23 protein-coding genes are annotated in these 22,325 nt (G+C 74.8%); 12 read left to right on the forward strand and 11 right to left on the reverse strand.

Features of this window, described 5'->3' with window-relative positions; translation table 11 throughout:
- Window positions 1-17 precede the first annotated feature (17 nt).
- Genes ACZ7OH_RS00670 through ACZ7OH_RS00695 form a run of 6 tightly spaced genes read right to left on the reverse strand, consistent with a single transcriptional unit; the run spans window position 18 to window position 7,692 of the window.
- Window positions 18-827 (reverse strand): DUF3592 domain-containing protein, encoded by an 810-nt coding sequence (locus ACZ7OH_RS00670; protein ID WP_470278934.1) that lies wholly within the window; start codon window positions 825-827, stop codon window positions 18-20.
- 10 nt (window positions 828-837) lie between these two features.
- Window positions 838-1,365 carry a DUF3592 domain-containing protein gene (locus tag ACZ7OH_RS00675; RefSeq protein WP_470278935.1) on the reverse strand — a complete coding sequence of 176 codons (528 nt, stop codon included), beginning with the start codon at window positions 1,363-1,365 and terminating at the stop codon, window positions 838-840.
- Window positions 1,366-1,417: 52 nt separating this feature from the next.
- Window positions 1,418-4,438, reverse strand: coding sequence for a hypothetical protein (locus ACZ7OH_RS00680; protein WP_470278936.1), 3,021 nt, complete (start codon window positions 4,436-4,438; stop codon window positions 1,418-1,420).
- Window position 4,439: 1 nt separating this feature from the next.
- Window positions 4,440-5,474, reverse strand: a complete 1,035-nt coding sequence (locus tag ACZ7OH_RS00685; RefSeq protein ID WP_470278937.1) for a hypothetical protein — start codon at window positions 5,472-5,474, stop codon at window positions 4,440-4,442.
- Window positions 5,471-6,763: a serine/threonine-protein kinase gene (locus ACZ7OH_RS00690; protein WP_470278938.1), complete on the reverse strand. Its 1,293-nt coding sequence runs from the start codon at window positions 6,761-6,763 to the stop codon at window positions 5,471-5,473. The genes ACZ7OH_RS00685 and ACZ7OH_RS00690 overlap by 4 nt, the downstream gene beginning before the upstream one ends.
- A 56-nt stretch (window positions 6,764-6,819) precedes the next feature.
- Entirely contained in the window at window positions 6,820-7,692 is an 873-nt protein-coding gene (locus ACZ7OH_RS00695; protein ID WP_470278939.1) for a helix-turn-helix domain-containing protein, read from the reverse strand.
- A 198-nt stretch (window positions 7,693-7,890) separates the two neighbouring features.
- Between ACZ7OH_RS00695 and ACZ7OH_RS00700 the strand changes: the two genes are divergently transcribed.
- The 5 genes from ACZ7OH_RS00700 (at window position 7,891) to ACZ7OH_RS00720 (ending at window position 12,699) form a co-directional block, all read left to right on the forward strand.
- Window positions 7,891-8,049: a hypothetical protein gene (locus tag ACZ7OH_RS00700; protein WP_470278940.1), complete on the forward strand. Its 159-nt coding sequence runs from the start codon at window positions 7,891-7,893 to the stop codon at window positions 8,047-8,049.
- 30 nt (window positions 8,050-8,079) lie between these two features.
- Window positions 8,080-8,988, forward strand: a complete 909-nt coding sequence (locus tag ACZ7OH_RS00705) for an MBL fold metallo-hydrolase (protein WP_470278941.1) — start codon at window positions 8,080-8,082, stop codon at window positions 8,986-8,988.
- Between the two features lie 40 nt (window positions 8,989-9,028).
- Entirely contained in the window at window positions 9,029-10,330 is a 1,302-nt protein-coding gene (locus tag ACZ7OH_RS00710; protein WP_470278942.1) for a carboxylesterase/lipase family protein, read from the forward strand.
- Between the two features lie 257 nt (window positions 10,331-10,587).
- Entirely contained in the window at window positions 10,588-11,055 is a 468-nt protein-coding gene (locus tag ACZ7OH_RS00715) for a hypothetical protein (protein WP_470278943.1), read from the forward strand.
- A 333-nt stretch (window positions 11,056-11,388) separates the two neighbouring features.
- The gene (locus ACZ7OH_RS00720) at window positions 11,389-12,699 is read left to right on the forward strand and encodes a glycoside hydrolase family 6 protein (protein WP_470279554.1); all 1,311 of its coding nucleotides are present in this window, start codon (window positions 11,389-11,391) and stop codon (window positions 12,697-12,699) included.
- Window positions 12,700-12,728: 29 nt separating this feature from the next.
- Here the strand turns inward: ACZ7OH_RS00720 and ACZ7OH_RS00725 are convergent, their stop codons facing one another.
- The gene (locus ACZ7OH_RS00725) at window positions 12,729-13,691 is read right to left on the reverse strand and encodes a helix-turn-helix transcriptional regulator (RefSeq protein WP_470279555.1); all 963 of its coding nucleotides are present in this window, start codon (window positions 13,689-13,691) and stop codon (window positions 12,729-12,731) included.
- Between the two features lie 91 nt (window positions 13,692-13,782).
- Between ACZ7OH_RS00725 and ACZ7OH_RS00730 the strand changes: the two genes are divergently transcribed.
- From ACZ7OH_RS00730 to ACZ7OH_RS00740, 3 genes are read left to right on the forward strand one after another with little or no spacing between them, the layout of a single operon-like run.
- Window positions 13,783-14,238, forward strand: a complete 456-nt coding sequence (locus tag ACZ7OH_RS00730) for a VOC family protein (RefSeq protein ID WP_470278944.1) — start codon at window positions 13,783-13,785, stop codon at window positions 14,236-14,238.
- Between the two features lie 60 nt (window positions 14,239-14,298).
- Window positions 14,299-15,291, forward strand: a complete 993-nt coding sequence (locus ACZ7OH_RS00735; protein ID WP_470278945.1) for an aldo/keto reductase — start codon at window positions 14,299-14,301, stop codon at window positions 15,289-15,291.
- Between the two features lie 34 nt (window positions 15,292-15,325).
- Window positions 15,326-15,673, forward strand: a complete 348-nt coding sequence (locus ACZ7OH_RS00740; RefSeq protein WP_470278946.1) for a UBP-type zinc finger domain-containing protein — start codon at window positions 15,326-15,328, stop codon at window positions 15,671-15,673.
- A 92-nt stretch (window positions 15,674-15,765) separates the two neighbouring features.
- Here the strand turns inward: ACZ7OH_RS00740 and ACZ7OH_RS00745 are convergent, their stop codons facing one another.
- The gene (locus ACZ7OH_RS00745; protein ID WP_470278947.1) at window positions 15,766-16,410 is read right to left on the reverse strand and encodes a response regulator; all 645 of its coding nucleotides are present in this window, start codon (window positions 16,408-16,410) and stop codon (window positions 15,766-15,768) included.
- A complete protein-coding gene (locus ACZ7OH_RS00750) occupies window positions 16,407-18,374 on the reverse strand; it encodes a sensor histidine kinase (RefSeq protein WP_470278948.1) in 1,968 nt (655 codons plus the stop codon). The genes ACZ7OH_RS00745 and ACZ7OH_RS00750 overlap by 4 nt, the downstream gene beginning before the upstream one ends.
- Window positions 18,375-18,522: 148 nt before the next feature.
- On the opposite strand from ACZ7OH_RS00750, the gene ACZ7OH_RS00755 reads away from it, so the two are divergent.
- Together ACZ7OH_RS00755 and ACZ7OH_RS00760 are read left to right on the forward strand one after the other, a co-directional pair.
- Window positions 18,523-18,876 carry a hypothetical protein gene (locus ACZ7OH_RS00755; protein ID WP_470278949.1) on the forward strand — a complete coding sequence of 118 codons (354 nt, stop codon included), beginning with the start codon at window positions 18,523-18,525 and terminating at the stop codon, window positions 18,874-18,876.
- Entirely contained in the window at window positions 18,873-19,574 is a 702-nt protein-coding gene (locus ACZ7OH_RS00760; RefSeq protein ID WP_470278950.1) for a hypothetical protein, read from the forward strand. Before ACZ7OH_RS00755 ends, ACZ7OH_RS00760 begins: the two co-directional genes overlap by 4 nt.
- Here ACZ7OH_RS00760 and ACZ7OH_RS00765 read toward each other — a convergent pair.
- Window positions 19,549-20,415 carry an SDR family oxidoreductase gene (locus ACZ7OH_RS00765; RefSeq protein ID WP_470278951.1) on the reverse strand — a complete coding sequence of 289 codons (867 nt, stop codon included), beginning with the start codon at window positions 20,413-20,415 and terminating at the stop codon, window positions 19,549-19,551. The genes ACZ7OH_RS00760 and ACZ7OH_RS00765 overlap by 26 nt on opposite strands.
- 76 nt (window positions 20,416-20,491) lie before the next feature.
- Here ACZ7OH_RS00765 and ACZ7OH_RS00770 point away from each other — a divergent pair, with 76 nt between their 5' ends.
- Both ACZ7OH_RS00770 and ACZ7OH_RS00775 read left to right on the forward strand, forming a co-directional pair.
- A complete protein-coding gene (locus tag ACZ7OH_RS00770) occupies window positions 20,492-20,686 on the forward strand; it encodes a hypothetical protein (protein ID WP_470278952.1) in 195 nt (64 codons plus the stop codon).
- Window positions 20,687-20,781: 95 nt separating this feature from the next.
- Window positions 20,782-21,513: a hypothetical protein gene (locus ACZ7OH_RS00775; RefSeq protein WP_470278953.1), complete on the forward strand. Its 732-nt coding sequence runs from the start codon at window positions 20,782-20,784 to the stop codon at window positions 21,511-21,513.
- Window positions 21,514-21,529: 16 nt separating this feature from the next.
- On the opposite strand, the gene ACZ7OH_RS00780 is transcribed toward ACZ7OH_RS00775, so the two are convergent.
- Window positions 21,530-22,324 (reverse strand): SDR family NAD(P)-dependent oxidoreductase, encoded by a 795-nt coding sequence (locus tag ACZ7OH_RS00780; RefSeq protein ID WP_470278954.1) that lies wholly within the window; start codon window positions 22,322-22,324, stop codon window positions 21,530-21,532.
- Window position 22,325: the final 1 nt, after the last annotated feature.

Genomic DNA, 22,325 nt, shown 5'->3' on the forward strand with positions numbered 1-22,325 from the left:
GGGCAGCACTCCCGGCGCTAGAAGAGGGACCCCGCCGGATCCGGTTCGACCAGCACGGCTTCCGGGTCTCGGGGGTCGTAGCGGACCCGCACCGCCGAACCGCGGCACGGAGCTCGGAACAACGGGGTGACCATCGTCGTCACGACCGTGCGTTCCCCGGTCTCCGCCGGGAACCGCACGTGGACGACGAACTTCGGGTGCCCCATGACCCACACGTCGGTGAACTCGACGTGCGTCACGAAGCCGGTCACCTCCCGGCCGCGGTGACGCAGCGCCTGCTCGCGGTCGTCCGCCTCGGCCTCGCTGAGGAAAGCCTGCAGCAGCACCACGATCAGGACCAGCGCCACGAGCCCGGCCACCGCCGGCACCAGGTACGGCTCGTAGTAGACGACCCAGTCCACATCGGACCACGGCTCGGCTTTCCCGTCGAGGAACGGCAACCGCTGCCCCACCGACTCCGGCGGCGTCCACGACGGGATCGCCACGCCACCGCCCAGCGCCACGCCCAGGGCCGTCGTCAGCGAGCTCACCCGGAAGCCGGTGCCCATCCGGTCCACCGAAGGGACGGCGGCCCACAGCATCGCGAAGCCGAGCGACGACGCCACCGTGATCGCGGCGGCGAAGAACAGCACGAGCGAAACCGCCGGGCCCGCGTCGGCCCCCCACGCGTCGACGCGGTTCAGCCACATCAGCCGGAAGCCGTCCAGCAGCCCGAGCGACCCGGACCAGCCCGCGGCGGCCCAGGCGAGCGTCGTCGGGACGCCGAGCAGCCACAGCCGCCACCCGGCCCGGCGCTCCGGCCGGCCGAACCCGGCGAATCCGAACACGGCGGGCCGCCTAGTCGATCGGGCCGAACACGGCGACCTGCGCCGGGTCGGCCGGGTCGACGCGGGCCTCGTGCCGGGTGCCCGGCGCGTACTGCTGGATCGTCGCGAGCGGGGTGACCAGCGGGGTGACGGTCCCGTAGGTGGTCCCGTCCGCGCGGGTGACCTCCAGCGTCGCCGTGTACCGCGCCTGCCCGGCGACGGTCCGGTCGGCCGGCTCGAGGGCCCGGACCACCAGCGTGGCCGGCTCGCCGGTGTCGTACAGCCGCCGCAGCCGCGTGCCGTAGGCCTGCAGTTCCTGCTGCTGGCGCAGCTGCTCCTCCGGCGGCAGCGCCAGGAACTCCGCCATGGCGGGGTCGGCGTGCAGGCTGCGGAACGCCTGCGCGGCCAGCTGCGGCGTCGGCAGCTGCGGGGTGATGTCGTACCCCTCGGCCGCGGCCGCCCGCCGGAACTGCTCCGCGTGCTGCTGGAACTGCTGCGCGCCCCGGGCCGCGCCCTGCTGCGTCGCCTCGTTGACCTTGTCGCGGATCTTCTTGAACATCGGTCCTGCCTTTCGCTGTGCGGTACGCACACAGCTTCGGCGGGACGCGCCGCTACCGAACCCGGGTTTGCCCGTCGTCGGAGGCGTCGAGGCAGGTCAGGGCCGCCCAGAACACCGGCGAGCGGGCCGCTTCGGGCCGCTCGCGCCACCGGGCGAGCCGCTCGCGCTGCCACGCGCACAGCTCGGTGACCGGGTCGTCGCCGGCGAGCGCGGTGTCCACGGCGATCACCAGCTCGGCCATCGGATCCGCGCCGGGCACCGCCGCCGACGTCGGCAGCGCCCACACCGTCGCGGCCACCAGCCGCGCTCCCGCCGCGACGGCGGCGAGCAGCACGCCGAACGGCTCGGCCAGGCCGAAGTCGCCCGCGCTGGCGCAGCCGATCAGCGCGACGCGCGCCGGCATCGCGGCCACTTCGGACAAGGCGAGGTCGGCGGCGGTGTACGGCCGGTGCGCCCCGATCGGCTCGGCCGTCCCGGGCAGCTCCGCCGGGCACGACAGGTGCAGCGCGGTCTGCGCGCCGTGCTCGTCGCGGACGCGGCTGACGTGCCCGGCGAAGACCAGCCGGGAACACGGCTCGGCCAGCAGCCGGGCGAGCAGCCGCCGGTCGGTGTCGGTGCGGCGGACCAGGTCGAGCCCCCGCGCGGCGGACGGCCGGACCGGCCCGGCGGCGAGCCGCGCGTCGAGGTGGCGGATCAGCGGCGACGCCGCGTTCTGCTTGCCGAGCACGGAACCCAGGTCGCCGAAGGCGCTCTGGCCGGGGATCCGCGGGTCGAGCACGTACACCGGCGGTCCCGCAGCGGACGGCGGACGGCGCGGGATCCCGGCGGGCGCGAGCAGGGAGACGTCGGCGACGTCGAGGACGCGGTCGTCGCCGTCGAAGCAGGTACCCTCCTCACCGGGTTCCAGCACATGGTCCGGCCGCCGGTCGGGGAGGGCGAGCAGCCCCCACGGCACCGCGGCCAGGCTCGGCGACGGCTGCACGCGCAGGAGCGGCCGTCGCCCGCGCTCGGCGGCGTCCCGCAGCCGCGCGACGAGGTCGGCGGGCAGGAGGTTGAGCGCGAGGATCCGGGCCAGCCGTTGTTCACCGGCGAAGCCACCGAAGGCGTCGTCGCCGAGTGCGCGCCGGACGGCGTCGGCGACGCTCTCCCCTTCCCGCGGTGTCGGCGAGGCACCGGCCAAGAGCTCCCGAGCCGTCGCGACCAGGGCGGCGTCGACCGGGTGGGTGTGGACGGTGTCGAGGTCGTCCACGGTCCGCCAGCTGAGGTAGGTGTGCCCGGCGTCGGCGTAGCGCAGGACGAACGTCTCGCGGCCTGCCTCGGCGGCGGGCCACGTCGCCACGGTCGCGGTTTCCGGCCGAGGCAAGCCGTACCGCTCGGCGGCGATCCGGAGCCAGCGGTCGAGCCGCATCGGCGCGCCGGGAGACCACCGCAGGGCGGGCGGCGGGGCGAGGCGGAGCGGAAGCGACGCCGTGACGGCGCCCAGCGCGGCCAGCGGCAGCCCCGCAGCGGGCGGCTCCGGCTCCGGGGTGGGCGGCGTGCCGGTCAGGTCGAGCGCCGGTTCGGCGGCCCCGGTGTAGGCCCCGACCGCGCAGGTGCGCTCGATCAGCTCCGCCGCCAGCCTCGGCTCCCGCAGCCGGCCCAGCAACGCCATCAGCAGCTCGGTCGCCGGGCCGGCGACGTCGCGGGCCCAAGCCGCGCGTGCCCGCGGCGACGCGAACTCGAACCGGTAGTCCGCCGCCGCCAGCGCCACCGGGAGCAGCAGGTCCAGCACCGCCGGCAGGTCGTCGCCCCGGGCGAAACCGATCTCGGCCGCCGCGAAGTCCGTGTGCAGGCGCTGGAGCCACAGCCCGGACGTCGATTCCCGCGCGCGGGTCAGGTGCTCCTCCGCCGCCGCCCAGTCGCCTTCCGCGGCGGCGCAGCGGGCCAGCGCGACGTCGCGCCTTCGCAGGTTCGCTTTGTCCCCGTTGGCCTTCCAGAGCGCACCCGCGTGCTCGAACTGGGCGCGGGCCTGCCGCGCGTCGCCGGCCAGCAGCAGCAGCGAGCCCAGCGCGTGGCTCGCTTCCGCGACGTCGCCGGTCGCGCCGGTCGCCGCGAGCTCGTCGCGCGCGGCGACGATCGCGGCCACCGCCCCCGGGAAGTCACCGCCGAGTGCGCGGTCCGCCGCCAGGTCGACGGCGAACTTCGCGGCCGCCGGCCGGCCCTCGTGCTGGGCGTCGAGCCGGACCAGGTCGGCCCGCGCGGCGGCGTCCTGGCCGCCGGCCTGACGGAGGCCGGCGCGTTCGGCGCGCGCCATCGCCTGCAGCGACGCGACTTGGTCCCGGACTTCCTCGACACCGGCGATGGCTTCCAGCGCCGCGAGGATGTCCTCGAGCGCGGCCAGCGCGCCGGCCGGATCCCCGGCGACCACCCGCACCCGCGCTTCGAGGATGCGCAGCGTCAGCTCGTCGGCGCCGTGCGGGTCGAGCAGCTCGCGCGGGTACTGCCCCGGTTCGGCCGCCTTCCGCAGCGCCGCCCGGCGACGCTGCCCGGCGATCAGCTCGCGGGCCCGCGCGACGTCACCCTCCTCCGTGGACAGAGAGACGAGGACGCGTTCGGCGACTTCGCGGGACCCTTCCATCATCCTGATCTCGGCGTACTGTCCGAAGTGGACAACGGCGGCCACGCCGACGCGGAACGCGTTCAGCACGGCCTCGGCGCACACGCGGGCGTTGGTCAGGTCGCCCGCGGAGTAGCAGACGGTGGCCAGGTCGCTGACGGCGGCGAGCTCGAGGTCGGTCCGGTCGAGCCGGTGCGCGAGCTGCCGCATCCGGCCGTACTCCCGATGCGCGCCCGCGATGTCCCGGCCCGCGGCCAGCTGTTTGGCCGTTCGCTGGATCTCGAGGGCTTCTTCCAGCAATCCCCGGTACTCGGCTTCGGTGAGCGAGCACGCGGGCAGGACGCCGTAAGGTGCCGGGTCCAGGCCGAAGTGCGCGGCGACGCACCGGCAGTTGTACCCGTGCGAACTCGCTCCGGCCAGTTCGTCCGGCAGCGGCCGGTCGGGCGGGCTCAGCGGCGGCGGCATCCCGGCGAGCACGTCAGAACTCCTCGTCGCCCGCCGCGGCGGCCGCGCGCTCGGCCAGCGTCCGGGCCGCCGGCGGCAGCGCGGCGCGCGCCCGGACGAGCGACACCACCTCGGCCCGGTCCGCCGGTGTCGTCCCGGCGATGTCCTCGGCCGTCACGCCCACGGTGAGTCCGATGTGGACGGACGTCGCCCGGCGGGCCGTGGCGTCGTCCAGGTCGGCCGCGCCGGCGAACCACCCCGGCCCCAGGAACAACGGGACTTCCGCGAGCACTTCGCCGTCGTGGGTCGCGAACGCCGTGAGGGTCGCGTCGGCGAGCGCCCCGGCGACCTCGACCTCGAGCCGGGTGGCCGCCGCGGCCGCGACGATCCGCCAGGTCACCGTGTCCTCCGCGGCGTCGAGGACACCCGGGGGCACCCGCGCCCAGTCGACGCTGGCCCGGCCCTCGGCCACCACGCCGTCCTCGCCCGGCCCGGAGCCGGTGCCCGCGGCCAAGGCGTACGCGCGCTGCCCCGGCTCGACGGCGGCGGCGAGCGCGGCGGCGGCTTCGGCCCGCACGACGTCGTCCCGGTCGTCGAACCACGCCGACAACCTCCGGCACAGGTCGCGAACCTCGTCGGCGACCGCGGTCGCGGCGACCCCGTCGACGGCGGCGTCGAACAGCTCGGCCGGAGTGGCTTCGAAGCCGTCGAGCATGCCTTCCGCGACGTTCTCGACGGCGGCGGTGGCGACGGCCGTTTCGAGGTCCAGCAGCGCCGGGTCCAGTGGCGGCACGCCGAGCACCGGGCTCGCGGGCCACCACCGGCGGGCCCACAGCAGCAGCGCGAGGGTGGCCAGTTCGGGGCGACTGGGGACGTCGACGTGGCCGGCCGTGATCGCCTCCACCGCGCGGTCCTCGCCGACCAGGCGGGTCAGCCACGGCTCCGCGGCGGCCGCGTCACCGAGCTCGATCCGCATCGGTCCGGGCGCGCCGGCGAGCAGGTCGGCCAGGGCGAAGCGCACGAGGCCGCCGTCCACCGCGACGACGGGCGTGTGCACGGGGTGCGTCACGACACGGCCTCCAGATCCGGCAGCCGGGCCAGGAGCGCGCGGCGCACCTTCGTCCGCAGGTCCAGGGAGGTCGAGCGGACGACGCCGGTGACGAGGTCCCGGACGTCCGCGGCACCGGCCGGGAGGTCACCGCGCACGTCGAAGCCGTGCAGCCGGATCCACAGCCGGCCGAGGAACTGCTTGGCGAACTCGCGCAGTTCGCGCACGAGTTCGGCGTCGGGCCGCGGGGTGAGCGGCGTGGCACCGGCCAGTGCCCGGCGGGCGTGCAGCACATAGCCTTCCCGCGCGACCTGGGCGTTGAGCTGCCGCGCGAACTCGGGCCCGCGCCCGGCCGCGACGCCGTCGAGCGGCCGGAGCGCGGGTGCGAGGACGACGCCGAGCGCGAAGCAGGTGGCCAGCGCGGGCAGCTCGAGCCCGAAGCCGGCGGCGGCCCGGGCGAGCTCGTCGTCGACCAGGCTTTCGAGGGGCCCTCGCTCGTCGGCCGGGAGCCGGCGCAGCGTGGCCCGCACCCGCCGTTCGACGCTGCGTTCGAGCAGCTCGGGCCCGGTTTCGTCGCGCCGGAGCAACGGCGGGACGGCGGTGCGGTCCCCGCGCTGCAGCCCGAGCGCCGGCCGGCCGGGGAGCACGTCGGCGCCACCGGGCCGGCGCAGGGCGAGCCCGAGAGCGTGCCCCGCGGCGGAATTCGCCAGCACCTGCCACGTGGCGTCGGTGAGGTCGTCGACGAACTCGCCGAGCAGCGCCACGGCGTCCTCCGGCGCGAGGCCGGGATCGGCCTCGCTGTGCCACCGGCGGTGCAGCTCCGCGGTGAGGTCCGCGGCCACCCGCGGATCGGCCAGGTACGCGGTCAGCCGGGCAACGCCGGCTTCGTCGCCTTCGCCGTGCAGCTCGCGCAACGCGGCCGCAGCCGTCTCCGGCGCGTCCGGGCCGGGCATGCCGACGCCCGTCGCGAGTTCGTACGCCAGGGGGAAGCAGACGTCCTGGACGTCGCCCGCGGTGATGCGCAGGGCGCGGCGCTGCCGCTTCAGGTGCGTGAACCACGCGGCCGTCGCCTTCAGCCGGGGCGCGTCGGCCAGCAGGAGCTCGGTGAGCTCCGCCGCCGCGGCCGGTTCCAGCAGCGGACGACCCAACCGCGGTCGCGCGGCCGTGCGGAGCACCAGCGGATCGACGATCTTCTTCACGGTACGGGTCAGCGGGCCACCGTCACCCGACGACAGCACCTCCACCCCGGGGATCCGCGCCCACACCGCCGCGAGGACCGCCGAGCGCAGGAGGGGCTTGCTCGATCCCATGCCCACCGCCCTCCACCACTCGACCGCACCCTACCGGCGGCGCGACCGGCCGGGGCTCAGGACGGCTCCGGCGACCGGGTGTCCCGGACCGCGCGGGCGAGCAGCACGAGGGCCGACTGGGACGGTGACCCGGTTTCGCTCGTCGCGACGACCAGCGTCTGCTCGGCCGCGTGCGCGGGCGTCATCGCCTGCTGGTGCACCACCAGGTCGCCGACCAGGGGGTGCCGCATCGCGTACTCGGTGGCCGTGCAGGCCTGGACGCGGTGGTCGGCCCACAGCGCGGCGAACTCGGGGCTCTTCGTGACCAGCTCCCCGATCAACGCGTTGAGCAGCTGGTCGTCACCGTGGCGGCCGGCGGTCAGGCGCAGGTTGCCGACGACCGCCTTCGCCTTCGCCGTCCACTGTGGATAGAGATCGCGGGTGTGCGCGTCGAGGAAGACCAGGCGGGCCATGTTGGGCCGGTCGGCGGGCCGCGCGGGCTCCTCGAAGTCGAGGTGGCCGGCGAAGAACGCGTGGCCGAGCCGGTTCCACGCGAGGACCTCGGTCCGCCGCCCCAGGACGATCGCCGGGACGTCACCCAGCCCGTCCAGCAGCTGTCCGGTCGCCTCGTGCACCCGCTCGACCGGCGGGCGCTTCACGGCTCGGCGACGCCGGGGCCGGGCGAGCACCCGCAGGTGTTCGTGCTCGTCGGTGTCCAGGCGCAACGCCCGCGCGATGTTGTCGAGCACCTCGTCGGAGGCGTTCGCCGACTGGCCCTGCTCGAGCCGGACGTAGTAGGACGCGCTGACGCCGGCGAGGCTCGCGACCTCTTCCCGGCGCAGCCCGGGAACGCGCCTGCGCTCGCCGTAGGTCTCCAGCCCGACGTCGTCCGGCCGCACCCGTGCGCGCATCGCCTGCAGGTACTCGGCCAGCCGCCCGTGATCAGCCATGGTCCGAGTATGCGCCACCGCGGCGCCGCCAACCTGACACCGCCAGGGGTAGGAAACGCCGGGGCTGGCTCGCCGCGGCCCGGCCCGGTGAACCTGGACGCAGCCGCCAAGGGGCGGCGCACGAGAGAAGTCCAGGAGATCCCCCACCATGACCACGAGCGTTCTCGATCCGGCGGCGTTCACGACGGCGCCGGACCGGTGCCCGGAGCGTGGTTCGGCGGCCACAACCGCCGCGGTGCCCGCGAGTGGGACAGCCGCTCGCAGGCCCTCACCGCCGACCCGCCCGGCGAGTGCTCGTTCGTCGTCGGCGTGATCGGACTGGCCCGATGGCTGCACCAACGCACCGCCGCGGCGTGAACCGAACTCCCCCCGAACCGAAGGATCGCCATGACCGACCGGATCACCCTGGGCGACGTCACCGTCACCCGCATCACCGAGTTCTACGGCTCGGTCGAGATGACCCCCGCCGAGTTCTTCCCCGACAGCACCGACGAGTCCTGGCAGGACCGCCGCGACTGGCTGGCCCCGGACTTCTGGGACCCCGAGACCAACGAATGCCGGTCGGCGGTCCAGACCTGGCTGCTGCGGAGCGGCGGCCGCACGATCCTCGTCGACACCGGCGTCGGCAACCACAAGGAGCGGCCCTACTCCCCGGTCTGGAGCCACCTCGACACCGGCTTCCTCGGCACCCTCGCCGCCGCCGGCGTGCGGCCCGAGGACGTCGACCTCGTCGTCAACACCCACCTGCACGTCGACCACGTCGGGTGGAACACCCGGCTGGACGGGCGCACCTGGGTGCCGACCTTCCCCAACGCGACCTACCTGATGCCGCGGCGCGACTTCGACTTCTGGAACCCCGCCAACGACCACCGGCCCCGCCTCGGCCGCGGCAACCAGAACGTCTTCGAAGACAGCGTCGCCCCCGTGCACGAAGCCGGGCTGACGCAGCTGTGGGACGGCTCGCACCGCATCGACGGCAACCTGCGGCTGGAACTCGCCCCCGGCCACACGCCGGGATCGTCCGTGCTGCACCTGGAGTCCGGCGGGGACCGCGCGGTGTTCGTCGGCGACCTCGTGCACACCGCGCTGCAGATCGCCGAGCCCGAGACCAACTCCTGCTTCTGCGAAGACCCCGCCGCCGCGCGCGTCACCCGCCGGAACCTGCTCGGCCAGGCCGCCGAAACCGGCGCGCTCGTCTTCCCCGCCCACTTCGGCGGGCACGGCGCCGCCCAGGTGAAACGCGACGGCAGCCGGTTCGCCATCGCGGGCTGGGCCGGCTTTCCCCGCAGCGCCTGACCCGAGAGGATTTCCCTTGTCAGAACAGCAGAATCCCGTCGTGCGAACGCCGGCGGGTGCCGTCCGCGGCCTCCGCGACACCTTCGGCGAGCGCTACCGCGCCATCCCGTACGCCCGAGCGCCCGCCGGCGCCGGCCGTTTCGGCGAGCCGGCGCCGCACCCGGGGTGGTCCGGCGTCCGCGACGGGACCGGACCGGGACCGACGGCGCCCCAGCCCGTCCGGGACTTCGGCCGCCTCGACCTGACGCCGTACTTCGGGCCCGGCTGGGTCCGCGGCGCGGACTACCTCACCGTCGACGTCCGCACGCCCGCCGCCGACGGCGCGCGCCGTCAGGTCATGGTGTTCGTGCACGGCGGCGGTTTCGTCACGGGGTCCGCCCGCGCCGCGCTCTACGACGGCCGGGCGTTCGCCCGCGACGGTGTCGTCCTCGTGACCGTCCAATACCGCCTCGGCGTCCCCGGGTTCCTGGCGCTCGACGGTGCCCCGGACAACCGGGGCCTGCTCGACGTGCTGCTGGCGCTGCGCTGGGTCCAGGACACCATCGCCCTGTTCGGCGGCGACCCCGGCAACGTCACGGTGTTCGGCCAGTCCGCCGGTGCCACGCTCGTCGGCGCGCTGCTTGCCACAGCCGGGGCGAAGGGCCTGTTCCGGCGCGCGATCATGCAGAGCGGCAGCGGTACCGGGGCCTTCACCCCCGAGCAGGCCCGGCGAGTCACCACCGCGGCGGCCGCGGCGCTCGGCACCGCGCCGACGGCCTCGGCCTTCGCCGGCATTTCGGACGAGCGTTTCCTCGAGACCCTCCCCGCACTGTCCGGTTTGGACCTTCGCACGGACACCGCCGAGGACCCGCTCGCCGGCCTGAGCCCGTTCAGCCTCGTACTGCCCGCACAACCCGCCGACGCACTGACCGCGGATCAGGTCGACCTGCTGATCGGCACCAACACCGAAGAAGGGAACCTCTACCTGGTCCCCCAGGGAAAACCGGGCGGCACCACCGAGGCCGCCGCGCTCGGCGACGCCCTGTTCGGCCACGGGACGGCCCGCCTGGCCGACGCCCACGCGCGCCTCGCCCCGGGCCGCACGCACGTCTATTCGTTCAGCCACCGCTCCACCGCGTTCGACGGCCGCCTCGGCGCCGCGCACACGGTCGAGCTGCCGTTCGTCTTCGACCTGGCCGACGAGCCGTGGCTGCAGGGCGAAACCGGCCTGCTCGGCCCCGACCGCGCACCCGAAGGCCTCGCCGACCGCGTGCACCGGACGTGGGTCGAATTCGCGAAGACGGGCAACCCGGGCTGGCCGGCGCACGCGACGTCCGATCCGGCGACACACCGGTTCGGATAGCAGATCACCACGGCGGTACTACAGCCGCCACCGGAGGTCGCCCGGTGGGCGGTAGGCGCAGAACGTTCCCGTGTGGACGGTCGCGCGCAGGTGCAGGCCCAGCGGCGGGTGCGCTCGCAGGACTGCTCGATCGCGTCGCGGGTGCGGGCCGTCACCGCCTTGCGGGCGCGCTCGGCGTCGTCGCCGAGGCGGCGCGGGCGGCCCCCCCGGCCGGCCGCCGCGGTGATCCGGCGGACCAGCTCGGCGCGCTCCGCTTGGTGGCGCTCGGCTTCCGCCTCGTCGGCGGCGTCGGCGATGGCCTCGTCGAGGCGGGTGATCCTCGCCCGGTAGGCGCGCCGGGCCGCGTCGTCGAGGACGGGGTCCGCCCCGGTCGCCGGGTGGCCGAGCAGTTCGAGGGCGGCAAGCCCCTTGGTGTGCGGCAGGTGCACCTGCCGCCCTTCGTAGCCGAGTGTCCACACGCGACCGTCCCGGTGGAACACACAGCCGCGCGTGGCGTCCGCCAGCTGCTCCCGTGCCCGCTGCGCCCACGCCGGCGTGCCGAGCAGCCGGTACTGCGTGACGGCGGCCTCGAGGTGCGCGACGGCCTCTTCGTGCCGGCCGAGCGCGGCGCACAGCAGGCCGAGGTGGTGGTCGACCGCACCGGAGTAGGACGCGTAGCCGCCGACGACCACGTGCCTGCTCGCGCTGTTCGGCGGAGCCGATCGAGGCCGCGACGGCGGCGGTGAGCGCGCGCATCTCCAGGTGGTACTGCTCGGGCAGCGCGAACCCGCGGAACTCCGTCCGGGCTCGGTCTTCGGCGTCGCCGGCGAGCAACGTCGCGGCGCACAGCAGCGGCAGCAGCGGCGCGACCGGGTCGTCCGGGTCCAGGTCCGGCACCGGGCCGGCCAGCGGGACGACGAGGCTGGCGCTGAGCCGTCGAGCCGCGGCCACCCTCTTCCCCCGATCCGTTTCCCCGGCTACCATTCCACCTCACTGGGAGCGCTCCCAGTCGTCTCGGGCGCGGCGATGACGGTCACTTCACAGTCGTTCGAAGGAGAACGTGCATGCGAAGCAGGACAGTGGCCGCCGGGGTGCTGGCCGCCCTCGCCGGGAGCGTTGTCGTCGTCGGCACCGGCGCGGAAGCCGCCGGGTCCGCCTTCTACGTCGATCCCACCACCAATGCCGCCCAGTGGGTGGCCGCCAACCCCGGGGACTCGCGCGCCGGCGTCATCCGGGACCGGATCGCCTCCGTTCCTCAGGCCAAGTGGTTCACCACCACCAACACCGCCACCGTGCGCGGGCAAGTGGACGCCTACACCGGCGCCGCGGTCGCCGCCGGGAAGATCCCCATCCTGGTCGTTTACGACATCCCCAACCGCGACTGCGGCGGGGCCAGCGGGGGCGGGGCGCCGTCGCACGACGCCTACCGCGCCTGGATCGACCAGGTCGCCGCCGGCCTGGGCGGGCGGCCCGCGGCCATCGTGCTCGAACCCGACGTGCTCGCGCTCATGACGAACTGCCAGAGCGGCGACCAGCAGAACCAGACCACCGCGTCGATCGCCTACGCGGGCAAACGCCTGAAGGCCGGCTCCTCCCAGGCCAAGGTCTACTTCGACATCGGGCACTCCGCCTGGCTTTCGGCCGGCGACGCCGCCGCGCGGTTGCGGGCCGCCGACGTCTCCAACAGCGCCGACGGCTTCTCCACCAACGTCTCCAACTACCGCGCCACCGCCGACGAAGTCGCCTACGACAAGGCGATCCTCGGCCAGCTCGGCGACTCGCGGCTGAAGGCCGTGATCGACACCAGCCGCAACGGCAACGGGCCGCAGGGCAGCGAGTGGTGCGACCCCGCCGGCCGCGCCATCGGCACCGCCAGCACCGACCAGACCGGCGACGGCTCGATCGCCGCCTTCCTCTGGGTCAAGCCGCCGGGCGAGGCGGACGGCTGCATCGCCGGCGCCGGCCAGTTCGTGCCCCAGCGGGCCTACGACCTCGCCGTCGCCGCCGGGTCGGTGCCGACCACCACCCCGACGACGCCGACCACCAGCCCCACCACGCCGACCACCACCCCGCAGCCGACCGGTGGCTGCAAAGTGACGCACTGCGTGGTCAGCACCTGGTCGACCGGGTACACCGGCGAGATCGTCCTCGAAAACCGCGGCGCGCCGGTCGACCACTGGACGCTCACCTTCTCCGCGCCCGGCGTCACGGTCAGCCAGGGCTGGAACGGCACCTGGACCGACACCGGCGACGTCGTCAAGGTCGACAACGCGTCCTGGAACGGCACCCTCGCCACGAACGCGACCGCCACGATCGGCTACAACGCGAACTACACCGGCGGCACGCCACCCTTCCAGGCGGCGACGCTCAACGGGACCTCGTGCAACTGACACCCCGACGCGCGTAGCCCGACAGCCGGCTACGCGCCGGACCTCGCCGCGCGGGTGGCCCGCGCGGCGAGGTCCGCGAAGGCCGTCCGCAGCTCGGGCGGGCCGACCACCTCGAGGTCGGCGTCGAACCGCGCCAGGCCGGCGGCCAGCGCGGCCCACGACCAGGACCCGGTGCGCAGCCGGGTCTTCCCCGACGCGACCTCCTCGGCGACGCCGTCGCCGGCGAACGGCGCGACCGCGGCGACCGGCAGGTCGACGACCACCTCGCCCTGGCACGGCCACGCGTCGGCGGTGGCGGAGCCCTTGAACCGGGCGGCGAGGAACGTCGCGACGTCGCCGCCCGGCACCTCGCGCGGGGTGAACCGCGGCCCGTTCGGCACGCGCAGGTCCATCCGGTCGGCGCGGTAGGTCCGCCAGTCGTCGCGGGCGGCGTCCCAGCCGACCAGATACCAGCGGCCGTTCCGGACGACGAGGTGGTGCGGCTGCACCTGGCGCCGCCGCGACGGGTTTCCGTAGTCGAACCGCACTTCCTCGGTCGCCCGGATCGCCGAGCTGAGCGCGAGCAGCACCTCGGGGCCGACCTGCGTGTCCCGCGCGGTCGCGGTGAGTTCGAGCTGGTCGACGCGCTGCCGCAGCCGGGACGGCAGCACCTGGCGCACCGTGGCCAGAGCCCGCGCCGCGGCCTCCTCGATGCCCGCGCCGGTCCCGACGGCGATCCGCAGCGCCACCGCGAGCGCGACCGCCTGCTCTTCGTCGAACAGCAACGGCGGCATCTGACGGCCGGCTTCGAGCCGGTAGCCGCCGTCGGGCCCCTTGACCGCCTGGACGGGGTAGCCGAGCTCGCGCAGCCGGTCGACGTCACGCCGCACGGTCCGCTCGCTGACGCTCAACCGCTCGGCGAGCAGCGCGCCCGGCCAGTCCCGGCGGACCTGCAGCAGGGACAGCAGCGAGAGCAGGCGACCCGAGGTCGCCGTCGAAGAGGCGATCGGCACGTCTTCCATGGTGCCACGAGAAGCGGACGTTCCCTGACCGCTACTGCTGACAGTGTGGCTCTCGTCGGACCACCATTCGCAAAGGAACGCCATGTCTCTCACCACTGCCGCCCACCTCAACTTCACCGGCCAGGCCCGCGCGGCCCTCGAGTTCTACGCGTCGGTCTTCGGCGGCCAGGCCGTGGTCGTCACCTACGGCGACTTCGGGATGCCCGCCGAGCTGCCCGACGCGGGCAAGGTGGTCTTCGGCCAGGTCACCGCGGACAACGGCTTCCGGGTGCTGGCCTACGACGTCCCCGGCGCCGACGGGCCGGTCACCCCGGCCGCGCCCACCACCCGCCGCGAGAACGGCACCACGATCACGAAGGAGCCGTTCTTCCTCTCGGTCCGCGGGGAGACCGTCGACGAGGTTTCGCCGCTGTGGAAGGGACTCGCCGAGGGCGCGACGGTCATCGAGGAGTTCGGGCCGGCCCCGTGGGCGCCCGCGTTCGGGATGCTGGCCGACCGGTTCGGCGTCACGTGGGTCATCGACGTCGCCCAGGGCTGATCCGCCTCGCGGTGGGGCGCGAGCCGCGTCCCACCGCGACCGACCAATTGGAGAACCTCAGTGCAGACCCGTCCCCTGGGCCGGACCGGCATCCAGGTCAGCGCCTACACGCTCGGCACGATGATGTTCGGGCCGTACGGCAACCCGGACCCCGACGCGTGCGTCCGCATCGTCCACCGCGCCCTCGACCACGGCATCACCACCATCGACACCGCCGACGTCTACGGCGACGGCGAGAGCGAGCGGATCGTCGGCCAGGCCCTGCGCGGCCGTCGCGACGACGTCGTCCTCGCGACGAAGGGCAACGGCCCGATGGGCTCCGATCCGAACCGGCGCGGCAACTCGCGGCGCTGGATCGTCTCCGCCGTCGAAGGTTCGCTGCGCCGCCTCGGCGTCGACCACATCGACCTCTACCAGCTGCACCACCCCGAGCCCGGCACCGACATCGAGGAGCCGCTGAGCGCGCTGACCGACCTGCTGCGCGCGGGCAAGGTGCGCGCCATCGGGCATTCCAACCTGCCGGCGTCCGAGATCGTCGAGGCGCAGTGGGTGGCGGAACGCCGTGGCCTGGCGCGGTTCCGCACCGAGCAGCTGCACTACTCGCTGCTCGACCGCGGCGTGGAGCGCGAGATCCTGCCGGTCTGCCAACGCCACGGGCTCGGCGTGCTCGTGTGGAGCCCGTTGTCGATGGGCCTGCTCTCCGGCCGGTACCGCGAAGAGACGGCCTCGCCCGGCCGCCTGCACTGGGTGCCGAAGCACCTGACCGACCGGCGGAAGCTCGACACCGTCGAAGCCCTCATCCCCCTCGCCGAGGGGGCCGGGATCCCCCTGCGGCACCTGGCCCTGGCGTTCGTGACGGCGCACCCGGCGGTCGCCTCGGCGATCATCGGCCCCCGCACCGAGGAGCAGCTGGACGACCTGGTCGCCGGCGCCGGCGCGGCGATCGAGGACGACCTGCTCGACCGGATCGACGAGGTCGTCGCGCCGGGCACCGACCTCGGCCCGATCGACGTGGCCTACGAGCCGCCGCACCTGCGCCGCGCCGGGGGCTGATGCACGCCGGCGCGGCACGGGGCAGACTGTCGGCATGGCCGAAATCGAGGGTATCGACGTCACCGCCGCGCCGAGCGGGACCGGCTGCGCGGAGTGCCTCGCCGCCGACGGGTGGTGGGTGCACCTGCGGCGCTGTGCGCAGTGCGGCCACATCGGGTGCTGCGACACCTCGCCCGCCCAGCACGCGACCGCGCACTACAAGGCGACCGGGCACCCGTTCATCCGCAGCTTCGAACCGGGCGAGGACTGGTTCTACAGCTTCGAGACGGGCGAGGCCTACGACGGCCCCGCGCTGGCCCCGCCGGAGCACCGGCCGGTCGAGCAGCCGGTGCCGGGCCCCGAGGGCCGCGTGCCGGCCGACTGGCAGACGCGCGTCCACTGACGATTCGGCGCCTCCGCCCGCACCGCCTCGACCTGCAGCGGCTGATGCAGCTCGGCGTGGACGTGCTGACCACGATCATGCGGTGACGGCGCTCAGCCGCGCCCCAGGCCCGCGTCGCGCGCCCGGATGATCGCGGCCGCGCGGTCGGCGACCTGGAGCTTGGTGAAGATCGCCGACACGTTGTTCGCCACCGTCTTCGCGGCCAGGCCCAGGCGGCGGCCGATGGCGCCGTTCGGCAGGCCCGCGGCGAGGAGGTCCAGGATCTCGCGCTCGCGGCGGGTCAGCTCCGGGAACGGCTCGCCGGTGGCGGGCGGCGCGGTGAGGAAGTTCAAGACCTGTTGCGCCACCGCGGGTCCGAAGATCGCTTCGCCCGCCGCCACGGCCCGGATGGCCCGGACGATCTCGTCCTGCTCGGCGCCCTTGACCAGGTAGCCGCGGGCGCCCGCGCGCATCGCGGCGAAGACCGAGTCGTCGTCGGAGAACATCGTGAGCACGAGGACGGCGACTTCCGGAGCGGCGCGGGCGATCTCCTTCGTCGCGGCGATGCCGTCGAGGCCGGGCATCCGCAGGTCCAGCACCGCGACGTCCGGCCGGGTCGTGACCACTTCGCGGACGGCCGCGCGCCCGTCCGCGGCGATCCCCGCGACGGTGAAGCCGGGCAGCGAGTTCAGCAGCGCCGCCATGCCTTCGCGGACGATCGGGTGGTCGTCGGCGATGACGACGCGCAGGGCGGTCACGGTGCCCCCAGCGGGAACGACACCCGGACGCGGCCGCCCTCGGGCGACGGGCCGGCCTCGAACCCGCCGCCGAGCTCGGCGGCGCGCTCGCGCATGGCGTGCAGGCCGACGCCGGGCCGCCACGGGCCGTCCGGCGGACCGTCGTCGGCGATCTCCAGGTCGAGGTCCCCGCCGGCGCAGCGCAGCCGCAGCACCGCGGTCGACGCCGTGGAGTGCCGGACGACGTTGGTCAGCGCCTCGGTCGCGACCCGGTAGGCCGCGACCTCGACGGCGGCGGGCAGCACCGGGACCTCGCCGGGGACGTCCAGGCGGACGAGCAGCGCGCCCCCGTCGGCCCGCCGCACCAGGTGCTCGACGCGCTGGCGGAGCGCGCCGACCAGGCCGAGGTCGTCGAGCGCGGGCGGACGCAGGTCCTCGACGAGCCGGCGGATGTCCGCGACGGCCGTCCGGATCTCCGCGCGGAGCGCGCCGAGCAGCTCGCGGGCGCGGTCCGGGTCGGTGGCGAGCAGGTTGGCGGCAGCGTCGGCGATGAGCGCGACGCCGGTGAGCGCGGGGCCGAGCCCGTCGTGGAGGTCGCGGCGCAGCCGGCGGCGTTCCTCCTCGCGGGCGGCGATGATCCGCTCCCGCGACGCCTGCAGCTGGTCCGAGAGCAGCGTGGCGTGGACGGCGACGGCGAGCGGCGCGGCGACGAGCGCGAGCACGGCGTGGTCGGCGGTCCCGAGGTCGCCCTCCCCCGAGCGCGCGCCGATCCGCAGCTCCCCGACCGCCGCGCCGCCGTACTCGAGCGGCACGACCGTCACCTCTTCCGGCACGGCACCGTCCTCGGCGAGGACGGCCCCGGTCGTCGCGACCGCGGCGTACGGGACGCGCAGCGCGGCCCGGATCGCCGTCACGACCCCGGCCAGGCCGGACCCGGCGAGCTGCTCGCCGACCCGGGAGACGACACGGGCCGGGTCGCCGCGGTCGCCGTAGAGCGCCCGGCCGACCACGCGTTGCAGCCGCGGGAGGACCGGCGCGACCAGCAGGGCCACCACGATGGTGGCGACCGCGGACCGGCCGAGCTGCGCGGAGACGAACCGGTCCAGCACGGTGACCAGCACGCCGTACGCCAGCACGACCCCGGCCGACAGCAGCACCCACGCGAGCACGCGGGCCACGACCAGGCGGATGTCGAGCAGCCGGTGCCGCACGATCGCGATGGTGACCGCGACCGGGATCAGCGGGATGGCGAACAGCACCACCACGGGCGTCCCCGCGACGAACGACCACGGCACGACGAGCGCGGCCGCGGTGACGGTGGCCAGCAGCAGCCACAGCAGCTGCTGCCGGAGGACGTCGTCGCCGCGCCGGTAGCGCACCACCAGCGCCGCGACCGCCAGCGCCAGGGCGAGGACCGTCCGCAGCTCCGCGACCGTCCACAGTGGACTCAAAGTGTCGTGGCCCGCCAGCGTCAGGTAGCCCGGCGGCAGGCCGGGGACGGGCGGCTCCGGGCTGGTCCCGAGCTCGAGGACGAACAGGGGCGCCGTCGCGACGAGGGCGAGCACCGCCGGGCGCCAGCGGCGGCCCGGCAGCTTGCCGTCCGGGAACAGCACCAGCGCCAGCGGCAGGAACAGCCCGATCGACCACGGCCACGACCACGCGAACACCGTCGCGGTCAGCCGCTGCAGCCCGAGCGGGGCGCCGCCGTCGTGCAGGGCCTGCAGCAGCGGGACGGCCGCCGCCGTGGTGGCGTGCCCGAGCCCGTCCGCGAGGAAGAGCCAGCCGATCGGGGAGCGCCGGCGGTGCCAGCCGATGACGGCCCCGCAGACCGCGAAGGCGACACCCATGACCGAGTTCGTCACGACGAAGGCGTCGAGCGCCTGCTGCCACGACCACCCGACGGCGATCGTGAGCGCGACGGCTACGCCGGCCTCGGTGACGGCGAGCGCACCGAGGCCCGCGGCGAGCCCGCGGCCGGTCGTCATGCGCCTCAGTGTCCGCCTTCGCGGTCCCGCTGTCCCGGGACCACGATCCCGGATCGGCCGGGCGTTTTCCCGGGTCCGCGCGGAACGCGGGCTCATGCCGCGGGAGCGGCCGGACCCGCACGGTGGACGGGACTTCAGGAGGTTCGAAATGTCGCGATCAACGCGTGCCGGGCTGCTGGTGCTCGGCTTCCTGTCCGTGGTGGACCTGTTCGTCCCGCTGCTGACCGACGGCGACCACCCGCCGATGCCGGTCGCCGTGGCCGCCGCCCTGCTCGGCGCGCTCAGCCTGGTCCTGGTCGTCGCGGCCTGGCGGGGCGCGCGCCGCGCGGTGCCCGGCCTGCTCGTCCTGCGGGCGCTGTCCGCGCTGGGCGCGGTGCCGGCGGCCGTGACGCCGGGCGTGCCCGGCCCGGTGCTCGTCCTGGCGGGCGCCGGGGTGCTGGCGACGATCGCCGGCGCCGCGATGGTGCTCGCCAGGACGACGCCGACGGGGGGTGCGCGATGAGCCGCCCGGCGCGGTGGCTCGCCGCGGCGCTGCTGCCCCTCGGCCCGGCCGCGATCGCCGTGCTGCGGCTCGTGCTGCCCTACGACACGACCGACGACGCCGCGGTGGTCGTCCGCAAGGTGGCCGCCGCCCCGGACACGCAGTCGCTGGTCGTCTGGCTCGGGTTCCTCGGGATGCTGACGCTGGTCCCGGCGGTGCTGGCGGCCGGCCGGCTGACCCGCCCCGCGGCACCCCGCACGACGGCCGCGGCGATGCTGCTGCTGGTGCCCGCGTACCTGACGCTCGGCCTGCTCGTGGCCGGCGACGCCGGCGTGCTGTTCGGCGTCCGCGAACACCTGCCCGAACCGGTGGTGGCGCGGCTGTTCGAGGCCGTCCACCCGGTCGCGCTGGTGGCGGGCGTGGTGTTCGTCGTCGGGCACGTCGTGGGAACGGTGCTGCTGGGCGTGGCGATGGGGATCTCGGGGGTGGTCCCGCGGTGGGCCGCGGTGGTGACGACCGTGGCGCAGCCCCTGCACTTCGTGGCCGCGGTCGTGCTGGGAAGCCACCCGCTCGACTTCGTGGCGTGGGGGTGCAACGCGGTGGGGTTCGCGGTGCTGGCCGTCGCGCTCCTGCGGTCTCCTCGAGGCGAGGCCGCCGGCGAAGGGTTCGGCGCGGTGCACCGCCCCGCGGCGGTCAGAGGATCGGCTTCCCGCCGGTGACCGCGATGCGCGCGCCCGAGACGTAGCTGCCGTCGTCCGACGCCAGCAGCACGTACACCGGGGCCAGCTCCGCCGGCTGGCCCGGGCGGCCCAGCGGCACCTGCTGCCCGAACGACTCCACCTGCTCCGGCGGCATCGTCGACGGGATCAGCGGCGTCCAGATCGGTCCCGGCGCCACGCTGTTGACGCGGATCCCCTTCGGCCCCAGCAGCTGCGCGAGCGCGGCGCACATGTTCGCGACGCCCGCCTTCGTCACGTCGTAGGGCATCAGCTGCGGGGTCGGGTTGTCGGAGTTCACCGACGAGCTGCCGATGATCGACGCCCCGGCCTCCAGGTGCGGGACGGCGGCCTTGGCGAGGTGGAAGAACGCGCTGAGGTTCGTCGCGAGCGTGTGGTCCCACTCTTCGTCCGGGATCTCCTCCAGGGTCTCGTGCGTCATCTGGAAGGCGGCGTTGTTCACCAGGACGTCGAGCCGGCCGAACTCCTCGACCGCCCGAGCCACCAGAGTACGGCAGTGCGCGGGGTCGGCGACGTCGCCGGGGACGACGACGGCCTTGCGCCCGGCTTCCTCCACCCAGCGCCCCGTCTCCTCGGCGTCGTCGTGCTCGTTCAGGTAGGAGATCAGGACGTCGGCGCCTTCGCGGGCGTACGCGATCGCCACCGCGCGGCCGATCCCGCTGTCCGCGCCGGTGATCAGGGCTGCTTTCCCGGTGAGCTTGCCGGAGCCGCGGTAGGAGTGTTCCCCATGGTCGGGCCGCGGGGTCATCTCCGCGGTGGCTCCGGGCGGGCGTTGCTGCTGGGCAGGCTGGGACACGGCTGACTCCTCGCCGGGCGGGGGCATGATCGACGCGAGTACCCGGGGGTCACGGCTTCACACGGGCGTCCTTCGGTCCCGGCAGCCGGATACCCTGCTGGACATGGGCATCCTCGGCAGGCAAGGCCGGGCAGCTGGCTACACCGGACCGATCCACTCGGAGGAGCGGATCTGCGGGTTCGTCCGGAACCCGGACCTGCCGATGTTGGTCATCGAGACCTTCCCGGCCGGGATGGTCATCCCCCACCACGGAATGGTCCCGCCCGGCCAGACCGGCGTCGTGGTCAGCTTGACGTAGCCTCCCGGGCCGGTCGGCGGTAACACATCACCCACTCGGTCGATAACCCGTTCGTGTCCGGAACACCCGGACCTTCACGAACGGACCTTCTCACCATGTCTCGTTTCCCGCTGGGAGCGCTCATCGCCACCGGGGCGGCCGCCGCCCTGATCTGCTCGGGGTGCTCGAGCAACGCCGGTACCGCGGAACCCGCCGCCGCCACCTCGGCGCCGACGTCCGCGAGCCCCGCGGCCGCTTCGCTCGACGCCTCGAAGGCGGGCTCCGCCGTCGTCGAGGCCGCGAAGCAGGCCAAGTCCGTGCACGTCCGCGGTGTCGTCTCCGAAGGCGGGAACCTCAACCTCGACCTGCAGCTCAACCCGGACAGCGCGAGCGGCACCGTGGTGCAGGACAACCTGGAGATCCCGGTCCTGCGCGTCGGCGACAAGTACTTCTTCCGGTTCAGCGACTCGCTGATCAAGAAGGCGGGCGTCCCGGCGTCGGTCGGCAAGCTGCTCAAGGACAAGTGGGTGCCCTCGACCTCGCAGATCGGCGCCGGGATCGGCGAGTCGTTCAAGCAGTTCCTCGACTACAAGACGTTCACCGACAACACCGTCGGCCAGCTGGACGCGGCGAGCTTCACCGCTTCCGGCCAGACCACCACCAACGGCGTCCCGGCCCTGACGTTCACCTCCCCCGACGGTACGGCGACCGTGGCCGCCGGCGAGCCGCACTACCTGCTGCGCATGCAGGACCCCAAGAGCGGCACGCTCGAGTTCTCCGACTGGGACAAGCCGACGACCGTCACCGCCCCCAAGGCCTCGGAGATCTACTCCGGCCCCGGGGCGTAGCCGGCGCCAGTGGATTTCAGTGCAGTTCGGTCGTGTAACCGCCGTCGACGGTGACCGTGGTGCCGGTGATGTTGGCCGCCACCCGGTCACTGGCCAGGAAGACGGCCAGGTTCGCGATCTCGGCCGGCCGGGTGAACCGGCCGGTCACGGCGTGGGCGGCCGCCTCGTCGGCGACGGACGCGGCGTCCGCCCCGGTGGTCGCGGCGATCGTCTCGGCGACGCCGCCCGCGCCGAGCCACAGGTCCGTCGCGACCGGGCCCGGGTTGATCGCGTTGGCGCGCACGCCGCGCGGGCCGAACTCCTTCGACACCGACTTCGTGAAGCTGACCAAGGCGGCCTTCGCCGCGCTGTAGTCGATGACGCCGGGGTCGGGCAGGGTGGCGTTGATCGACGCGATCGTGACGACGCTGCCCCGCCCGGCCGTCACCATCGACGGCAGCACCGCGCGGGTGGCGCGGACGGCGCTCAGCAGGTTCAGCGTGAGCGACCGCGTCCACTCGTCGTCGGTGACGAGCAGAAAGCCGTCCGGCCGCGGGGTGACGGCGCCGACGTTGTTGACCAGGACGTCGACGCGCCCGAGCTCGGTCAGCGCCAGGTCCACGAGCCGGCCGGGCCCCTCGGGGGTCCCGAGGTCCACGGCCAGCGCGTGCGCCTTCCCGGCGTGGACGAGCGCGTCCAGCCCGGGACCCGGCTCGCGGGCCCCGGCCACGACGTGGGCGCCCTCGGCGACGAGGGCTTCGGCGACGGCGAGGCCGATGCCGCGGCTGGCGCCGGTGACGACGGCGACCGCGCCGTCCAGACCCAGGTCCACG

The organism is Amycolatopsis sp. NPDC114478, assembly GCF_055633805.1.